Consider the following 17,035-nt stretch of genomic DNA (forward strand, 5'->3'; position numbering starts at 1 on the left):
GTCGGGGAGGCCGCGCGGCATATCCGGTTGTGCTAGGGAGCATTCGCGGGTCCCGCCTGCCCGGCCGGCACCTCGGCGTGACGCCGTGTCGCCGGCCGATCGGCGGTTCTTTCGACTGGTTGCAGGCTGTGGGTCGGCAGCGACAGGCGATGCGGCGCGCGTCGTGACATCGGGCCGGTTCAGCCGCCGGATTCGTCGGACGGGGGCATGCAGCGTGCCGCAGCCTGCTCGATCACGAGGTCCGAGCGGGCGTGTGCGACGCAGGGCAGGATGATGCCGGCGGCTTTCTCGTCGGCACTGAGCCCCGGCCATTCGATGCGGTATGCCACCTCGCCGTGGCGCGATTCGCACAGGCAGGCCCGGCAGGTGCCGTTGCGGCAGGAACTGGGCAGGCGGATGCCGGCGCGCTGCGCGGCGACGAGCAAGGGCACCGACGCGGGTGCGGCGAAGACCCAGCCCGCCGGTTGCACCGTCACCGTATGGATCGCCGTGTCGTCGCTCGTCATGCGGCTGACTCTAGCGGCATGCCGCGCGAGGGTGCCAACGACGGTGCGGCCTTCATCGGACAATCGCTGCGATCGATCGATCGATCGATCGTTTGAACCGCTCCGGCAACCTCAGGACTCCGAATGGCCGCCTCCAGCTTGCTTGCCCTCATCGACGATATCGCGAGCGTGCTCGACGACGTGGCCCTGCTCACCAAGGTGGCCACCAAGAAGACCGCGGGGGTGCTGGGTGACGATCTGGCGCTCAACGCCCAGCAGGTGACCGGCGTCTCGGCCGACCGCGAACTGCCGGTCGTGTGGGCCGTGGCGCGGGGCTCATTGAAGAACAAGGCGATCCTGGTGCCTGCGGCGCTGGCGATCAGCGCCTTCGCGCCCTGGGCCGTCACGCCGCTGCTGATGGTCGGGGGCGCGTTTCTCTGCTACGAAGGCTTCGAGAAGCTGGCGCACAAGTTCCTGCACGACAAGGCGGAGGACGAGGCCCGCCGGGCGGAACTGGCCCGCGCGGTGGCCGATCCGGCGCTGGATCTGGTGGCTTTCGAACAGGACAAGATCAAGGGTGCGGTGCGCACCGATTTCATCCTGTCGGCCGAGATCATCGCGATCACGCTGGGCACCGTGGCCGAGTCACCCTTCATCACGCAGGTGTCGGTGCTGGTGGGCATCGCGCTGCTGATGACGGTCGGCGTCTACGGGCTCGTGGCGGCGATCGTGAAGCTCGACGATGGCGGCCTCTATCTGAGCCGTCAGCCGGGCGGCGGGGCATGGGGCCGCTTTCAGCGCGGTCTGGGCGCCGGCATCCTGAGAGCGGCACCGTGGCTGATGAAGGGGCTGTCGATCGCCGGCACCGCAGCGATGTTCCTGGTGGGTGGCGGCATCCTGACGCACGGCATCCCGGTGCTGCACCATGCCCTCGAGGCGATCGTGGCCCGGGTCGCGGCGTTCGCCGGTGGCGTCGGGGGGGTGTTGCAGGCGTTGCTGCCGAGTGTGCTGGATGGTGTGCTCGGCATCGTGGCAGGGGCGCTGGTGCTCGCTGGCACGAGCTTGGTGCGCCGGATCATGGGGCGCGCCAAGGAGGGCGCGACGCCTGCCTCGCGATAGGCCGTGAAGGAGATTCCTTCGCAGCTTCTCGCCGTGCGCGGAATCTGCCCGCCGGACCGCGACGCGGGTTTGTTTCCGGCTCCGGCACCTCGGTCCGCAAACGAAGCAGCCGCCCGTAGGCGGCTGGTTGAAAATGCCTCGGCCGGCTTCGCCGGTCGAAACCGATCGCCTGTCAGACCGAGAATTCCTCGATCTTGCGGCCGGAGGCCAGCGCTGCCTTCAACCAATTGGGTTGCAGCCCGCGGCCGCTCCAGGTATCGCCGGTCGCGGTATTCCGATACTTGACTGCGACCTTGCGGCCGGCGGTCCCGCCGGTTTTTGCAGCCTTGGCCGGTTTGACCGGGGACTTGCTACGCCCCAGATCCGCCAGCGTGATGCCGTGTTCGTCCATCAAGGCCTTGATCCTGGCGATGACCGCGCTGTGCTCGGCACGACGTGCGGTCTCGATCTGCTCGGTCAGGGCCGCAGCCTGCCGCTCGAGCGCGGCTTTCTGGGACATCAGGTCTTGGTATGTGGCCATTTCAGCGTCCAGCTCCATCGAATTGAATTGAAGCGGGGGGAATAGCGCCCGCCTGAATTTGATTCTAGGCGGTCCGGCGAAAATCGTGCAATGTGACAACTCAGAGAAAACCCGGCCGCGGCCGGGTTCCAGGTGGAATATGTCGGGAATTATTTGTAGCCGACCCGATCGAGGCTCTGCTGAACCCGGATGGAATTCAGCCCGACCACCGAGATCGGAATCAGTTCGGCCTTGAAAGCCCCCAGCGCGTCGAGTGCCGGATTGGCGACCTTCACGCCCGGCACCACTGGATATTCGTTGTTGCCGTTCGCGAAATAGGTCTGGGCCGAATTGGTGGACAGGTATTCGAGGAACTTCACGCCGGCATCGCGGTTCTTCGCGTGCCGGGCCAGCGCGCCGCCGGCGATGTTGACGTGGGTGCCCCAGGATTGCTGGTTCGGGAACACGACCTCGATCTTCTCGACCACGGCCTTGTCTTCCGGCTTTTCCGAGCGCATCAGGCGTGCCAGGTAGTAGCTGTTGGTGAGGGCGATGCCGCACTCGCCGCTCGCCACGGCCTTGATCTGGTCGGTGTCGCCGCCCTTGGGGGCGCGCGCCATGTTGTCGACCACGCCCTTGAGCCAGGCCTCGGTCTTCTGGGCACCGAGGTGCTCGTACATCGAACCGAACAGCGACAGGTTGTAGGGGTGCGAGCCCGAACGGGTGCAGACCTTGCCCTTGTTCTTCGGATCGGCGAGTTCCTCGTAGGTGTCCACGTCGTCGCGCTTGACGCTGCCCTTGTTGAACACGATCACGCGCGCGCGGGTGGAGAAGCCGAACCACTGCGAGCCCTGGCCGTCGTCCTTGCCGCGCAGCTGCGCGGGAATGCGCGACGCCAGCACGCTGGACTTGACCGGCTGGAACAGGCCGTCCGCGTCGGCCAGGATGATGCGCGCGGCATCGACCAGCAGGATCACGTCGGCCGGGCTCGAGGCGCCTTCGCTGCGCAGGCGCGCCAGCAGACCGGCGTCGTCGGCGTCGACGCGGTTGATCTTGATGCCGGTCGACTTGGTGAAGTCGGCGTAGAGCGCCTCGTCGGTCTGGTAGTGACGCGCCGAGTAGAGGTTCAGCACCTGGTCCTGCGCGGCAGCGGCGAACGAGGCACAAAGGGCGGCGGCGGCCAGGGCCGTGCGGGCGAGGGTAGAGCGGACCATCGTGGAGTCTCCTGTGACAACGATCTGTCAGTATAAGAGTCAACACGAATGATTCGCGTCTGCGTCACCATTCCAGGCATCCGCAACGCACCGCCCGCGCGGTGCGGGCCACGGCCGAACTCAGGTCGGCGTCGGCGGCACGTAGCCGGCGGGCTGCTCGGCGCCGGCGCCGAAGAAGTAGTTCTCCATCTGACGCGCGAGGTACTGCCGCGCACGGGCGTCCGCCAGATTCAGGCGGTTCTCGTTGACCAGCATCGTCTGGTGCTTGAGCCACTGGGCCCAGGCTTCCTTGCTGACGTTGTCGAAGATGCGCTGGCCCAGTTCGCCGGGGTAGGGCGCGAAATCCAGTCCGTCGGCGTCTTTCTTCAGCAGGGCGCAGTGCACGGTACGGGCCATGGGGAACTCCTTGTCCTTGTGATCGGGTCGACGAGGCTCGTCAGGCGAGCTTCTTCACCAGGACCAGCGAGCGTCGGTCCCAGTTGTACTTGCGTTTGCGCGCTTCGGGCAGCCAGTCGGCATCGACCTGGACGAAGCCGCGCTTGATGAACCAGTGCATCGTGCGGGTGGTGAGCACGAAGATGCTGGTGAGGCCGGCGGCACGGGCGCGCTGCTCCACGCGCTTGAGGATGCGCTCGCCATCTCCCTGGCCCTGCACGCTGTTGCTCACCGTCAGCGCTGCCATTTCGCCGGTGTGAGCCTCGGGGTAGGGGTAGAGCGCCGCACAACCGAAGATCACGCCGTCGTGCTCGATCACGGTGTAGTGATCGATGTCGCGTTCGATCTCGGTGCGGTCGCGCTTGACCAGCGTGCCGTCGCGCTCGAAGGGTTCGATGAGCTGCAGGATGCCGCCGATGTCGTCGGAGCTGGCCTCGCGCAGGCTCTCTAGCTTCTCGTCGACCACCATCGTGCCGATGCCGTCGTGTGTGTAGACCTCGGTCAGCAACGCGCCGTCGGCGTTGAAGGGCAGGATGTGCGAGCGCTCGACGCCACCCTCGCAGGCCTTGATGCAGTGGCGCAGGTAGAAGGCGGTATCGGTGGGTTGGGTCGGGTCGGGCAGGGCGGCCAGCAGGCGCCGGGCGTCGGCCAGCGCGAGCTCGGTATCGATCGCGCTCTCGGCGTCGCGCGGGTCCTCGCGCACGCCTGGCACCTCGGTCAGGAACATCAGCTTGTCGGCCTGCAACGCGATGGCGGTGCTGGTCGCCACGTCTTCCATCGTCAGGTTGAAGGCCTCGCCGGTCGGCGAGAAGCCGAACGGCGACAGCAAGACGATCGCGCCGATGTCGATGGCACGGCGAATGGCCGCCGCGTCGACGCGCCGCACGATGCCGCTGTGAAGGAAGTTCACGCCGTCGACGATGCCGACCGGCCGTGCCGTCAGGAAATTGCCCGACACCACGCGCACCGTCGCGTTGGCCATCGGCGTGTTCGGCAGGCCCTGCGAGAACGCCGCCTCGATCTCGAAGCGCAGCTGGCCGGCGGCCTCCTGGGCGCAGTCGAGCGCCACCGCGTCGGTGATGCGCAGGCCGTGGCTGAAGTGCTCCGGGTGGCCCTTGGCGCGCAGCTGCTCGCTCACCTGCGGGCGGAAGCCGTGCACCAGCACCAGCTTGATGCCCATCGCATGCAGGATCGCCACGTCCTGCACGAAGGCGTTCAGTCGGCCCGCGGCGATGCCTTCGCCGGCCATCGCGACCACGAAGGTCTTGCCGCGGTACGCGTGGATGTAGGGCGCGACCGAGCGAAACCAGGGAACGAAGGTGTGCGGGAAGACGAGGTCCATGAGACGGGCGCCGGGATAATCACGGATTCTGCCCGACACCATGCCCGAGACCGCTCCCCGCACCGCCGCCCCTGCACCGCCGCGATCGCTGCCACCCATCCGCTTCCCCGAGGCGCTGCCGGTCTCGGCCCGGCGCGACGAAATCGCCGAGGCGGTGCAGCGCCACCAGGTCGTCATCGTCTGCGGCGAGACCGGCTCCGGCAAGACCACGCAGCTGCCCAAGCTGATGCTGGCGCTGGGCCGCGGCAAGGCCAATGCCAAACCCGGCGAGCGGGGACGGCTGATCGGCCACACCCAGCCGCGGCGCATCGCGGCGAGCTCGGTCGCCAAGCGTATCGCCGACGAGCTGGAAACGCCGCTCGGCGAGGTGGTGGGCTACAAGGTGCGCTTCCAGGACCGGCTGACGTCGGGTGCCTCGGTGAAGCTGATGACCGACGGCATCCTGCTGGCCGAGACGCAGACCGACCCGCTGCTGCAGGCCTACGATACGCTGATCATCGACGAGGCCCACGAGCGCAGCCTCAACATCGACTTCCTGCTCGGCTACCTGCGGCAGATCCTGCCGAAGCGGCCCGACCTGAAGGTGATCGTGACGTCGGCGACGATCGATGCCGATCGGTTTGCACGGCATTTCGGGAGCGTCCGCCCGACGCCGGACCGCCCCAAGCCGGGCGGCGCGCCCTCGGGGGGCGGCGACAGTGCGGAGCGCGGAGCGTGGGGGCACGAACTCGTGCCGGCGCCGGTGATCCAGGTGAGCGGCCGGCTGTTCCCGGTCGAGCAGCGCTGGAGGGCTTTCGAGGAGTCGCGTGAGCACGACCTGAACGACGCGATCGCCGACGCCGTCGACGAACTGTGGCGCGAGGGCCGCGGCGACGTGCTGGTGTTCCTGCCCGGCGAGCGCGAGATCCGCGAGGCCGCCGACCACCTGCGCAAGCACCTGCTGCAGCAGCACCGCGGCGGCCCGCAGCCCGAGATCCTGCCGTTGTTCGCGCGGCTGTCGCAGACCGAGCAGGACCGCGTGTTCCAGGCCGGCAACGGGCGGCGCATCGTGCTGGCCACCAACGTGGCCGAGACCTCGCTCACGGTGCCCGGCATCCGCTACGTGGTCGACGCCGGCACGGCGCGCGTCAAGCGCTACAGCTATCGCAACAAGGTCGAGCAGCTGCAGGTGGAGCCCATCAGCCAGGCCGCCGCCAACCAGCGTGCCGGCCGTTGCGGGCGCGTGGCCGACGGCATCTGCATCCGCCTATACGACGAAAAGGATTACGCGGGCCGGCCGCGCTTCACCGACCCCGAGATCCTGCGCAGCTCGCTGGCCGGCGTGATCCTGCGCATGAAGGCGCTGGGCCTCGGCGACGTGGAGGCCTTCCCCTTCCTCGAGCCGCCGCCGAAGAAGGCGATCGCCGACGGCTACGCGCTGCTGAACGAGCTGGGCGCGACCGACGACGACAACGCGCTCACCGCGATCGGCAAGGAGCTCGCCAGGCTGCCGCTGGACCCGCGCATCGGCCGCATGATCCTGGCTGCGCGCGACCGCCAGGCGCTGGCCGAGGTGCTGGTGATCGCCAGCGCACTGTCGGTGCAGGACGTGCGTGACCGGCCGCTCGAACAGCAGCAGGCCGCCGATCAGAAGCACAAGCTGTTCGACGACGAGCGCTCTGAGTTCGTCGGCTACCTCAAGCTGTGGCAGTGGATCGAGGCTGGACGCGGCCACGCCGCGCACCCGTCGGCCATGCCGGCGCCGGCCCGTGCGCCGGACGGCCGCGGCGAGGGCACGGCCGCCCACAAGCTCTCCAACCGCCAGCAGGAGCAGCGCCTGCGCGAGCACTTCGTCAGCCCGCGCCGCGTGCGAGAGTGGCGCGACATCCATTCGCAGCTGCACACCGTGGTGGCCGAGCACGGCTGGCGGCTCAACGGTACGCCGGCCACCTACGAGCAGCTCCACCTGGCGATGCTGGCCGGGCTGCTGGGCAACGTGGGTTGCAAGAGCGACGACGAGGATTGGTACCTCGGCGCGCGCGGCATCAAGTTCTGGCGCCACCCCGGCGCGCACCTGAGCAAGAAGCCGGGCCGCTGGCTGATCGCCGCCGAGCTGGTGGAGACCACGCGGCTGTTCGGCCGCGCGCTGGCGGCGATCGAGCCGGCGTGGATCGTGCAGGTGGCCGGCCACCTGCTGAAGAAGCAGCTGCTCGAGCCGCATTGGGAGAAGAAGGCGGCCGAGGTGGTGGCGCTGGAGCGCGCCACGCTGTACGGGCTGGTGGTCTACAACAACAAGCGGGTCAACTTCGGCAACGTCGACCCCGCCGCCGCGCGCGAGATCTTCATCCGCGAGGCGCTGGTGAACGGCGAGTGGGAGAGCCGCCTGCCTTTCCTTGCGCACAACCGCAAGCTGATCCGCCAAGTGGAGGAGCTGGAGCACAAGTCGCGCCGGCAGGACGTGCTGGTCGACGACGAACTCATCTTCGCCTTCTACGACCAGCAACTGCCCAAGGACGTGCACTCCGGCACCACGCTCGAACGCTGGTACCGCGCCCAGAGCCCTCAGCAGCCGAAGCTGCTGATGCTGACCAAGGACGAGCTGATGCGCCACGAGGCCGCGGGCATCACGACCGCGGCCTTCCCGAAGACGCTGCGCCTGGGCGGCATCGACTGCGAGGCCACCTACCTGCACGAGCCCGGCGACAGCAAGGACGGCCTGACCGTCACCGTGCCGATCTACGCGCTGAACCAGGTGAACGACGAGCGCTGCGAGTGGCTGGTGCCGGGCCTGCTGAAGGACAAGGTGCTGGCGCTGATGAAGAGCCTGCACCAGCGGCCGCGCTCGCGCCTGGTGCCCCTGCCCGAGGCCGCAGCCGAGTTCTGCGAGCTGGTGCCGTTCGCGCAGGGCGGCCTGGTCGACGCGCTGCTGAAGGCGGTGCGCGAGCGCACCCAGATCGCGGTGCAGCGCAACGACTTCAAGCTCGAGACGCTGCAGCCCCACCTGTTCATGAACTTCCGTGTTGTCGACGAGCACGGCCGCCAGCTCGGCATGGGCCGCCACCTGCCGACGCTGAAGGCCGAGTTGGGCGCGCAGGCCAGGTCGGCGTTCCAGGCACTGGCGGCCTTGAAGCTGGGCGGGGTGGAGCAGGCGGCGAACTCGCCATCACCCCAACCCTCTCCCACCAGCGGGAGAGGGAACCGCACAAACTCTCTCCCTCTCCCGCCCGCGGGAGAGGGCCGGGGTGAGGGCACGCCACCCTCGGCCACGCCGCCTCAGCGCCACACCACCTGGTCCTTCGGCGAACTGCCCGAACTAATGGAGATCCGCCGCGGCGCGCAGAGCCTGGTCGGCTTCCCGGCGCTGATCGACAAGGGCGGCCACGTGGAGATCGAGGTGTTCGACGAGCCCGACGTCGCGGCCACGCGCCACCGCGCCGGGCTGCGCCGCCTGGTCGCGCTGCAGATCAAGGAGCCGCTGAAGTACCTGGAGAAGAGCATCCCCGACCTGCCGCGCATGGCGGTCGCGTACATGGCGCTCGGCGGCAGCGCCGACGAACTGCGGGCGCAGATCATCGACGTGGCGCTCGACCGCGCCTTCCTCGTCGAGCCGCTCCCCACCGATGCAGCGGGCTTCGCGAAGCGCATCGACGAGGGCCGCACGCGGCTCAACCTGATCGCGCAGGAGGTGGCGCGCCTCGCGGCGACCGTGCTCGCCGAGCAGGCGACCGCCACCCGCAAGCTCAAGGACACGCGGCCGGCCAAGGAGGTGGCCGACGACGTGGCGGCGCAACTGGCGCGTCTGTGCCCCAAGCGCTTCCTGGCCGAGACCGGCTACGCGCAGTTGCACCACCTGCCGCGCTACCTGAAGGGCGTCACGCTGCGGCTCGACAAGTGGCGCGCCGACCCGGCGCGCGATGCGGCCCGCCTGGCCGAACTGCGCCCGATCGAGCAACGCTACCTGCGCCGCGTGGCCGAACTCAAGGGCGCGGCCGACGCGCGGCTCGACGAGTTCAGATGGCTGATCGAGGAACTGCGCGTGAGCCTTTTCGCACAGGAACTCCGGACACCCCAACCCGTGAGCGCCAAGCGCCTGGAGAAGGCCTGGTCCCAGCTGAGCGCGTGAACATCCGGCTCGGCAAAGTGCGCTGGCTACAATCGCGGCTCAGTCGGGGCGTAGCGCAGCCTGGTAGCGCAACTGGTTTGGGACCAGTAGGTCGCGAGTTCGAATCCCGCCGCCCCGACCAATGTTCATGCGGCCTGTCAGGTGGAAGCCTCCAGGCCGCTTTTGCTTCTGACGGACCGGCCCGTCCGAGGCGAGCGCTCCTATCGACAACCCGGCATCCCGGCGCCGGCAAAAGCGCTGGGCAGTGCCGATGATCTGGGTCGAGCAGCGCAGGGGCCCGCTCCGGCGCCGCGACATTCGCAGATCGGCTGCTCTGCGTGCCAACGGTCGGACTCCACCTGCGCAACGACGCCCGGGTCCATATGCCCGTGTGTCGGAAACAGCCTCAGGCCGCGCTCGCTGAAGTCGCCCATGGCTATCCCACCACTGATCAATCGAGACAATTCGGTCGCGAAGTCCTCGGCCCAGATCACGCGCTGAAGCTTGTTCATGACCCATTCTGGCAACGGCGGCGGGCGCTGTGCGCGCCGGGGCAGCACCGCCGTTGACCCACATCAAGCGCCGAGCAATCGGGGCAGAGGTCGGCGTTGACGGCTCCCTGTCGGGTTCGGATTCACGGCTTGCTGCTGTAGTTCAGCGGCACCCAGACATAGCCCTTGCCCTCGGCACGAAGGCGTCCGATGCCCGGGAACGAGACATGAGCGATGGCCACGTAGTAGCCTTGGCGGGCCGCATCGGCGAAGGCCTTGCGGCGCTGCGGCATCGCCGTCTTCGAGTCGACATCGAACTTGATGACGATCGAGGGGTCGGGAAACTGCACGGCGGCCACGTGCATCGTGTCGCCCCAGATCACCAGTTTCTGCCCGCGGCTCTCGACGACATAGAAGGTGTGACCCGGCGTGTGGCCCGGCGCCGGCTCGGCGCGCACCCCGGGCACCAGGTCGGTGCTGCCCGTGAACGTCTTCAGGCGGCCGGCGTCCTGGTAGGGTTTGACGGCGGCCATCGCGCCGGCGAAGAAGCCCTTGGCGTCGTCGGGCGCCCTGGCCATCTGCTCGTTGCTGAGCCAGAAGTCGGCGTCGTGCTGGTCGAAGCGCAGCGTCGCGTTCGGGAACGCCGCCTTGCCGTCGGCGAGCAGGCCGCCCACATGATCGGGGTGAAGGTGGGTGATGTAGACCTCGTCCACCTGCTCGGGCAGGTAGCCGGCGGCCTTCAGGTGGGCCGGCAGCTTGCCGAGCGTCGGGCCGAACAGGCCGGCGGCGCCGGTGTCGATCAGCACCAGCCGCGTCCCGGTGTTGACCAGGTAGGCGTTGACCGAGGTCTCGAGCGGCACGCCCAGGTAGGCCCGCTGCAGCGCGCGCTTCACCTGGCCGGGCCGGGCGCCGGACAGCAGCTGGTCGACCGGCAGGTCCACGGTGCCATCGGACAGCGCGGTGATCTCGAAGTCGCCCAGCATCATCCGGTGGTAGCCCGGCGCCTGGGTCTTCTGCTGCGGCGCCTCGGCGCGGCTGTCGGTGAGGGCGGGGCCGCCGGCCGACAGCGCGACGATGAGCCCGAAGATGGCAAGGAGTTTGCGAGTCATGGGACGTTCTCGGGAGTCGCTAAGGGATAGAGCGGTAGGCAGTCTAGGCCTCATGAGATAAAACCGCTCGGGCTCGCGGCATGGCCGCCAAGGAAGGCAATTTGGGCGCTCGTCTGGTCGAATGGCGTCGTACGTTCCGGCGGCAGGCTGCCGGGTCTTTGCTGCTGCTGCTGGCCGTGGCCGTCTTCCTGGGCGTCTCGCTCGCGCAGAGCTTCGATCGCTACCAGGTCGCGGCCGATGATGACCTCGAGAACCTCACGCTCAACCTCGAGCGCTATCTCTTCACCCGCTTGCAGGCGGCCGACCTCGTGCTGCAGTCGGCGGCGCAGAGCTTCGCGCTGATGAGCGCGGCCGGTCCGGTGAGCGAGACCGAGTTCAATGCCGCACTGTTCGAGTTGCAGAAGCGGCTCCCCGATGCCCCGGCACTGCGCGCGGCCGACCACACCGGGCTGGTGCTCTATGGCGGGGGTGTCGACCCTGCGCAGAGGCTCAGCGTAGAGCGGCGCCAGTTCTTCCAGGAAGCCAAGAGTTCCTCGACGATGGTGCTGGGGCTGCCGCTCAAGTCACGCATCACCGGCCGCTGGGTGCTGCCGCTGGCCCAGCAGCTGCGCGACCACCGCAACGCCTTCGCCGGTGTCGTCTACATCAACCTCGATCTCGAGGAACTGAACGGATTCTTCGGCTCGTTGAAGCTTGGCGCCCAAGGGGTGATCACGCTGTTCAACGCGCGCCGGGAAGTCCTGCTGCGCCTGCCGGCCGCGCCGATGGCGCAGGACGAGCAACCGGTGCGCGTGGCGGCGCCGGAGGTTCTGAACTCGCTCGCGTCAGGCAAGCCGGCGGACCGGTTCCGCACCCGAAGCTCGATCGACGGCGTGCTGCGGGCCGTGATGTACCGGCAGGTCGGCGGCTATTCGGTCTTCATCCTGGCCGGCCTGGCGGAGGCGGACTTCCGGGCGCCCTGGTACCGGGAGCTGGCGATCACGGTGGCGTTCTGGCTCGTTCTGGCGGGTGCGCTCTGTCTGTTGTTGGTGCAGCAGTACCGGTCGGGGCGCGGCCAGCTGCGGGCGCTGCGGCTGCTCCAGGAGGCCAAGGAGCAGGCGGTGCGGGCCAATGACTCGAAGTCGCTGTTCCTGGCCAACATCAGCCATGAGATCCGCACGCCCCTCAACGGCGTGCTGGGCTTCGCGCAGATCGGCTACCGCGATCCGTCGGTCGTTCCGGAGGCGCGCCAGAAGTTCGCGCGCATCCTCGAGTCCGGCAAGCTGCTGCAGGGCATTCTGAACGACGTGCTGGACATGTCCAAGATCGAGGCGGGCAAGCTCCTGCTGGACCCAACCCCCACGATGCTGCGGCCGGCCCTGGAGCGTGCGGTCGACCTGGTCCGGGGCTTCGCGCGCGACAAGGGCATCGCGCTGTGCCTCATGGTGGACCGTCGCGTGCCCGAGGTCATCGTCGTCGATCCCCTGCGGCTGGGGCAGATCCTGCTCAACCTGCTGTCGAATGCGGTCAAGTTCACCGCGTCCGGCCAGGTGGACGTGACGGTCGGCGTCTCCGGCGACAAGCTGGTCATCAACGTGCGGGACAGCGGGCTGGGCATGTCCGAAGAGCAGATCTCCCGGCTCTTCATGGCGTTCGAGCAGGCCGATCGATCGACCACGCGTCGTTATGGAGGCACCGGCCTGGGCCTGGCGATCACCAAGCGGCTGGTCGAGATGATGAATGGCTCGATCGTGGTCACGAGCCACCTGGGGGCCGGATCCACGTTTTCGATTCGCCTGCCGCTCGCGCGCTCGACCTTGACCTCGGTGGAGCCCGAAGGGCCGGTCGGCACCGACGCGGAGCCTGTCGGTGCCGACACGATGCTGCAGCCTCAACGGGGCGAACGCGAAGAGACCGCGGGCCGGCTGCCGCATTCGAGGCTCGACGGGATGCGCGTGCTGGTGGCCGAGGACAACCCGGTCAATCAGATCGTCATCGAGAGCATGCTGTCGATGGAAGGGGCCTCCGCGGAGGTGGTGGCTGATGGCTACGAGGCGATCGACCGCGTCGCCGCGCAGCTGGATCCGAAGTACAACGCGGTGCTGCTGGACGTGATGATGCCTGGCATCGACGGCTACGAGACCGCGCGACGCATCCACTCGCTGGACGCGGAGTTGCCCATCATCGGCCAGACCGGTCACGCGCTCGCGGAGGATCGCACCCACTGCATCGAGGCTGGCATGGTCGAGCGCGTCACCAAGCCGCTCGATGCGGATGAACTCGTCAGCGTGCTGCTGAAGCATTCGCGCCAGGTCTGACGCCTGCCGGATCTGTCGACGAGCGCGAAGGCGCCGTTGCGCCATTTCCACCTGCTCAGGTGTGGTGTTGGGCTGAGAGGGCCGGCAAGCTTCTAATCTGTCAGCCGCGCGGACCCGGACGGCACACGCATTCTCTTCAGCACTCCACCAGGAACCTCATGTCCCCTTTGCTCAAGTTGATCGCTACATTGCCATTGTTGATGCTGCTGCCCACGAGCTCGGCGCAGACCAACGGATTGACCGCGACGGCCGGCGCGACGTGGACGCCCTGCGCGGAAGAACGCGCGCAGTGTCAGTTCTCAGGACGTCGCAAGGTGCGCTTCGGTGCCGGCTCGGCCGGCTGGTCGATCAGGGTGCACGAGGACGGCGTGAACTGCAGCAACGGCATTTTCGGTGACCCAGCGCTGGGCGTCGAGAAGCGCTGCGAAGTCGAGAGCGTCACGACACGCGAGCCCCTGTCCGGTGCGCCATCGGTGATCGAACCGGCTGGTCCGCGGGTGGCGCCGATGAGCCGCTCGAGCCCGCTGCCCAGGGCGGTCGGTGGTGTGCCGACGCCGGTGGAATCGGCCAAGTATCCGATCGTGGGGCCGATCGTCGCCGTCGAGGGCCAGGTGATCGAACGTGTGCGCGTGCGCAGCAGCAGCGGCCCCTGCATCGTTGTGGCAGTCAACGATGTGACGATCCGCAACGCCGAGATCGGACCGTGCGGGCCGGGCGAGGAAGGCAAGGGCGTGGACGTGCGCCCAGGCGCCACCCGCCTGACCATGCAGCGCAACTACATCCACGACATATCGACGGCGCTCTACGTCGACGGCGGACGGCACCCGATCATCTTCGACCGCAACTACGTCACTAACATCCGCGGTCCGATGCCGCGGGGACAGATGGTGCAGTTCAACGGCGTCGATGCGGGCAAGTCAGGGAGCAAGATCACCTGTAATGTGTCCGACACGCTGCGGGCTGCGCACAGCAACGTGGAAGACCACATCAACATGTTCAACTCGCCCGGCTTGGCGAAAGACCCGACCGAGATCGCCTACAACCGGCTGCGCGGAGGCCACCCCGTCAGCAACTCCGGCACGGCGATCGTGGTGGGCGATGGAGACACGGGCGGCAACGCCTGGGTGCACGACAACGTCGTGGTTCATGTTCGCAATGTGGGCATCGGGGTCGCCGGTGGCGTGAACGTCTCGGTCGAGAACAACCGCATCGTGATGGACAAGGCCGTCACCTACAGCAATGTCGGCCTCTACGTCTGGAACCAGGGAAAGGGGGCCTGCAGCGGGCATGCCGTCCGCAACAACCGGGTGTGGGTCGCCAGTTCGAAAGGCGAACAGAACCCGTGGTGGAACAACGGCAACTGCGGGGCTGTCGAAGTCAGCGGCAACACCTTCGGCGACGGAGGCCTTCACGCATCGATCTTCGACGAGGTGCCGGCGCCCTGCCGTTGACGGCATGCCAGGGAGACCATGTCCTGCGCGGTGACGGGGTGCCGCGTACACTTCCCCGGCCCCCTCTGCCCGTAGCTCAACTGGATAGAGCACCAGCCTTCTAAGCTGGGGGTTACAGGTTCGATTCCTGTCGGGCAGGCCAGTTGGGAAACCACCGTGCCGGCGATCCACGGTATGGCCTTCGTGCCCGCCGACATGACCTACCGAGGAGTGAAGTCTTGAACTCCCGTGTTGCCGAGTTGTCGTCCTCCGCGCCGTCCGTCGATCGCAGCCTGCGCATCGTGTGGCGCCGCCGCCTGGAGGCGGTGCGGTCGCAGTCGCTGCAGCTCGCTGCGCCGCTGTCGGCCGAAGACCGCTGCGTGCAGTCGATGCCGGATGCCAGCCCCACCAAGTGGCACCTCGCGCACACCACCTGGTTCTTCGAGACCGTGGTGCTGCAGGCGCACCAGCCAGGCTACCGCGTGCACGACGAGCGCTACGCCTTCCTGTTCAACTCCTATTACGAGTCGCTCGGGCCGCGTCATCCACGCGCCCAGCGTGGCCTGCTGACGCGACCGTCGAACGAGGAGGTGCTGCAGTACCGGCGTCATGTCGACGAGGCGATGCTCACCTTCGTTCGCGAGTCGGACGACGCCGCTTGGCTGGCCGCGCTTCCGCTGATCGCGCTGGGCCTGCAGCACGAGCAGCAGCACCAGGAACTGATGCTGACCGACGCCAAGCACCTGCTGTCGCTGAACCCGCTGCAGCCCGGCTACCGCAGCGCGTCTCCGGACGGCGAAGGCCGGGTGTTCGCCGCGCGCGGCCTGCATCCCGCACCGGTGTGTGGCCCGCCGTTGCGCTGGCTGGCGCGCGCCGGCGGTATCGCGGACATCGGCGCGCCTTCCACGACGGCGTTCGCCTTCGACAACGAGACGCCGTGTCACCGCGCACTGCTGCAGGCGCACGAACTGGCCAGCCGGCCGGTCGCCAACCGCGAGTTCCTCGAGTTCATGCGCGACGGCGGCTACCGTCGACCCGAGCTGTGGCTCAGCGATGGCTGGGCGGCCGTGCAGCAGCAGGGCTGGGCCGCGCCGCTGTACTGGAGCGACACCGAGGCGCGATGCCCGGGGGTCTTCACGCTGCTGGGGCCGCGGGCGCTGGATCTCGACGAGCCGGTGAGCCACCTGAGCTTCTACGAGGCGGCCGCTTACGCCACCTGGGCCGGTGCGCGCCTGCCGACCGAGTTCGAGTGGGAGGCTGCGGCCGCCGACGGCGTGCTGGAAGGGACGGGTGAGGTCTGGGAGTGGACGCGTTCGTCCTACGATCCCTACCCGGGGTTCCGGCCGCAGGCCGGGGCCGTGGCCGAATACAACGGCAAGTTCATGGTAGGTCAGCTGGTGCTGCGAGGCGGCAGCTGCGCGACGCCGAGCGGGCACGCGCGGCCGAGCTACCGCAACTTCTTTGCGCCGGGCGCGCGCTGGCAGTTCGCGGGCCTGCGGCTCGCGAGGGATGTCTCGTGACGACGCAGCCGTTGCGGGCCACGCCCGATGCTCGCGCCCATCTGCTGCCCGTGACCGACGCGCAGCCGCCGCACCAGGTGATCGACGGCGACTTCGCCCGTGAGCTGCTAGCGGGGCTGGCGCGCCGGCCGCGCAGCATTGCGCCCAAGTTCTTCTACGACCGCGAGGGCTCGGCGCTGTTCGACCGCATCTGCGAGCTGCCCGAGTACTACCCGACGCGCACCGAACTGGCCCTGATGAAAGCGCAGGCCGACGAGATGGCCGAGTGCATCGGTCCGGACGCCGAGATCGTGGAGTTCGGCGCCGGCTCGAGCCGCAAGATCCGCGTGCTGCTGGGGGCGCTGCAGCGGCCACGTCGCTTCGTTCCGATCGACATCTCGGCCGAGCACCTGCACGTCGCGGCCGATGCGCTGCGTGCCGACCACCCGGGGCTGGACGTGCGCCCGATCGCCGCAGATTTCACCCGACCCTTCGACCTGCCGGCACCGCATGCCGCGAGCCGTCGCCGTGTCGGCTTCTTCCCTGGCTCGTCGATCGGCAACTTCGGCCCCGACGAAGCGCTGGGCTTTCTGCGCCGCACGGCCGTGCTGCTGCGCGGCGGCGGGTTGTTGATCGGCGTCGATCTGGTCAAGGATCCGGCGCTGCTGCACGCCGCCTACAACGACACGGCCGGCGTCACGGCCGCGTTCAACCTGAATCTGCTGGCGCGCGCGAACCGCGAACTCGGTGCGAACTTCGATCTCGCCCAGTTCGCGCACTACGCCCCTTACCGGCCGGCCGAGCAGCGCATCGAGATGCACCTGGTGAGCCGCCGTGCGCAGCAAGTGCGGCTGTGCGGCCATGTCTTCGAGTTCGCCGAAGGCGACACGCTCCACACCGAGAATTCGCACAAGTTCAGCGTCGCGGGATTCCGCGCACTGGCCGAGCAGGCTGGCTACACGCCCCGGGCAGTGTGGGTCGACCCGCAGCGGCTGTTCAGCGTCCATTGGCTGGCCCTGCCAGCGTGAAGGGGG

General features: G+C 68.4%; 13 protein-coding genes and 2 tRNA genes. 8 read left to right on the forward strand and 7 right to left on the reverse strand.

Annotated elements, in window-relative coordinates; all coding sequences use genetic code 11:
• Positions 1 to 179: 179 nt before the first annotated feature.
• The gene (locus MPE_RS06890) at positions 180 to 506 is read right to left on the reverse strand and encodes a 2Fe-2S iron-sulfur cluster-binding protein (protein WP_011828967.1); all 327 of its coding nucleotides are present in this window, start codon (positions 504 to 506) and stop codon (positions 180 to 182) included.
• 123 nt (positions 507 to 629) lie between these two features.
• Here MPE_RS06890 and MPE_RS06895 point away from each other — a divergent pair, with 123 nt between their 5' ends.
• Positions 630 to 1,604, forward strand: a complete 975-nt coding sequence (locus MPE_RS06895; protein ID WP_011828968.1) for a DUF808 domain-containing protein — start codon at positions 630 to 632, stop codon at positions 1,602 to 1,604.
• Between the two features lie 172 nt (positions 1,605 to 1,776).
• Here MPE_RS06895 and MPE_RS06900 read toward each other — a convergent pair whose 3' ends face one another.
• From MPE_RS06900 to argA, 4 genes are all read right to left on the reverse strand, one after another.
• Entirely contained in the window at positions 1,777 to 2,142 is a 366-nt protein-coding gene (locus MPE_RS06900; RefSeq protein ID WP_231497429.1) for an H-NS histone family protein, read from the reverse strand.
• 131 nt (positions 2,143 to 2,273) lie between these two features.
• Entirely contained in the window at positions 2,274 to 3,317 is a 1,044-nt protein-coding gene (locus MPE_RS06905; RefSeq protein WP_011828970.1) for a Fe(3+) ABC transporter substrate-binding protein, read from the reverse strand.
• A 120-nt stretch (positions 3,318 to 3,437) separates the two neighbouring features.
• The gene (locus MPE_RS06910) at positions 3,438 to 3,713 is read right to left on the reverse strand and encodes an oxidative damage protection protein (protein WP_011828971.1); all 276 of its coding nucleotides are present in this window, start codon (positions 3,711 to 3,713) and stop codon (positions 3,438 to 3,440) included.
• Positions 3,714 to 3,753: 40 nt separating this feature from the next.
• A complete protein-coding gene (gene argA, locus MPE_RS06915; RefSeq protein ID WP_011828972.1) occupies positions 3,754 to 5,094 on the reverse strand; it encodes an amino-acid N-acetyltransferase in 1,341 nt (446 codons plus the stop codon).
• A 40-nt stretch (positions 5,095 to 5,134) separates the two neighbouring features.
• Here argA and hrpA point away from each other — a divergent pair, with 40 nt between their 5' ends.
• Positions 5,135 to 9,196, forward strand: coding sequence for an ATP-dependent RNA helicase HrpA (gene hrpA, locus MPE_RS06920; protein ID WP_011828973.1), 4,062 nt, complete (start codon positions 5,135 to 5,137; stop codon positions 9,194 to 9,196).
• A gap of 44 nt (positions 9,197 to 9,240) precedes the next feature.
• Positions 9,241 to 9,317 (forward strand) — tRNA-Pro (locus tag MPE_RS06925).
• Positions 9,318 to 9,396: 79 nt separating this feature from the next.
• On the opposite strand, the gene MPE_RS23915 is transcribed toward MPE_RS06925, so the two are convergent.
• Both MPE_RS23915 and MPE_RS06930 read right to left on the reverse strand, forming a co-directional pair.
• Entirely contained in the window at positions 9,397 to 9,687 is a 291-nt protein-coding gene (locus tag MPE_RS23915; RefSeq protein ID WP_148210911.1) for a hypothetical protein, read from the reverse strand.
• Between the two features lie 122 nt (positions 9,688 to 9,809).
• Positions 9,810 to 10,775: an MBL fold metallo-hydrolase gene (locus tag MPE_RS06930; RefSeq protein ID WP_193373379.1), complete on the reverse strand. Its 966-nt coding sequence runs from the start codon at positions 10,773 to 10,775 to the stop codon at positions 9,810 to 9,812.
• A gap of 80 nt (positions 10,776 to 10,855) precedes the next feature.
• On the opposite strand from MPE_RS06930, the gene MPE_RS06935 reads away from it, so the two are divergent.
• From MPE_RS06935 to egtD, 5 genes are all read left to right on the forward strand, one after another.
• A complete protein-coding gene (locus MPE_RS06935) occupies positions 10,856 to 13,072 on the forward strand; it encodes a hybrid sensor histidine kinase/response regulator (protein ID WP_041929577.1) in 2,217 nt (738 codons plus the stop codon).
• 158 nt (positions 13,073 to 13,230) lie between these two features.
• Positions 13,231 to 14,523 (forward strand): right-handed parallel beta-helix repeat-containing protein, encoded by a 1,293-nt coding sequence (locus MPE_RS06940; protein ID WP_011828977.1) that lies wholly within the window; start codon positions 13,231 to 13,233, stop codon positions 14,521 to 14,523.
• 65 nt (positions 14,524 to 14,588) lie between these two features.
• Positions 14,589 to 14,665, forward strand: a tRNA-Arg gene (locus MPE_RS06945).
• Between the two features lie 76 nt (positions 14,666 to 14,741).
• Positions 14,742 to 16,022, forward strand: coding sequence for an ergothioneine biosynthesis protein EgtB (gene egtB / locus MPE_RS06950; protein WP_011828978.1), 1,281 nt, complete (start codon positions 14,742 to 14,744; stop codon positions 16,020 to 16,022).
• Positions 16,023 to 16,033: 11 nt separating this feature from the next.
• Complete coding sequence (egtD, locus tag MPE_RS06955; protein ID WP_375136165.1) at positions 16,034 to 17,029, forward strand: L-histidine N(alpha)-methyltransferase; 996 nt, start codon at positions 16,034 to 16,036, stop codon at positions 17,027 to 17,029.
• The last annotated feature ends 6 nt before the right edge of the window (positions 17,030 to 17,035 follow it).

This window comes from Methylibium petroleiphilum PM1, from assembly GCF_000015725.1.
In the GTDB taxonomy this organism is placed as follows: Bacteria; Pseudomonadota; Gammaproteobacteria; order Burkholderiales; family Burkholderiaceae_C; genus Methylibium; species Methylibium petroleiphilum.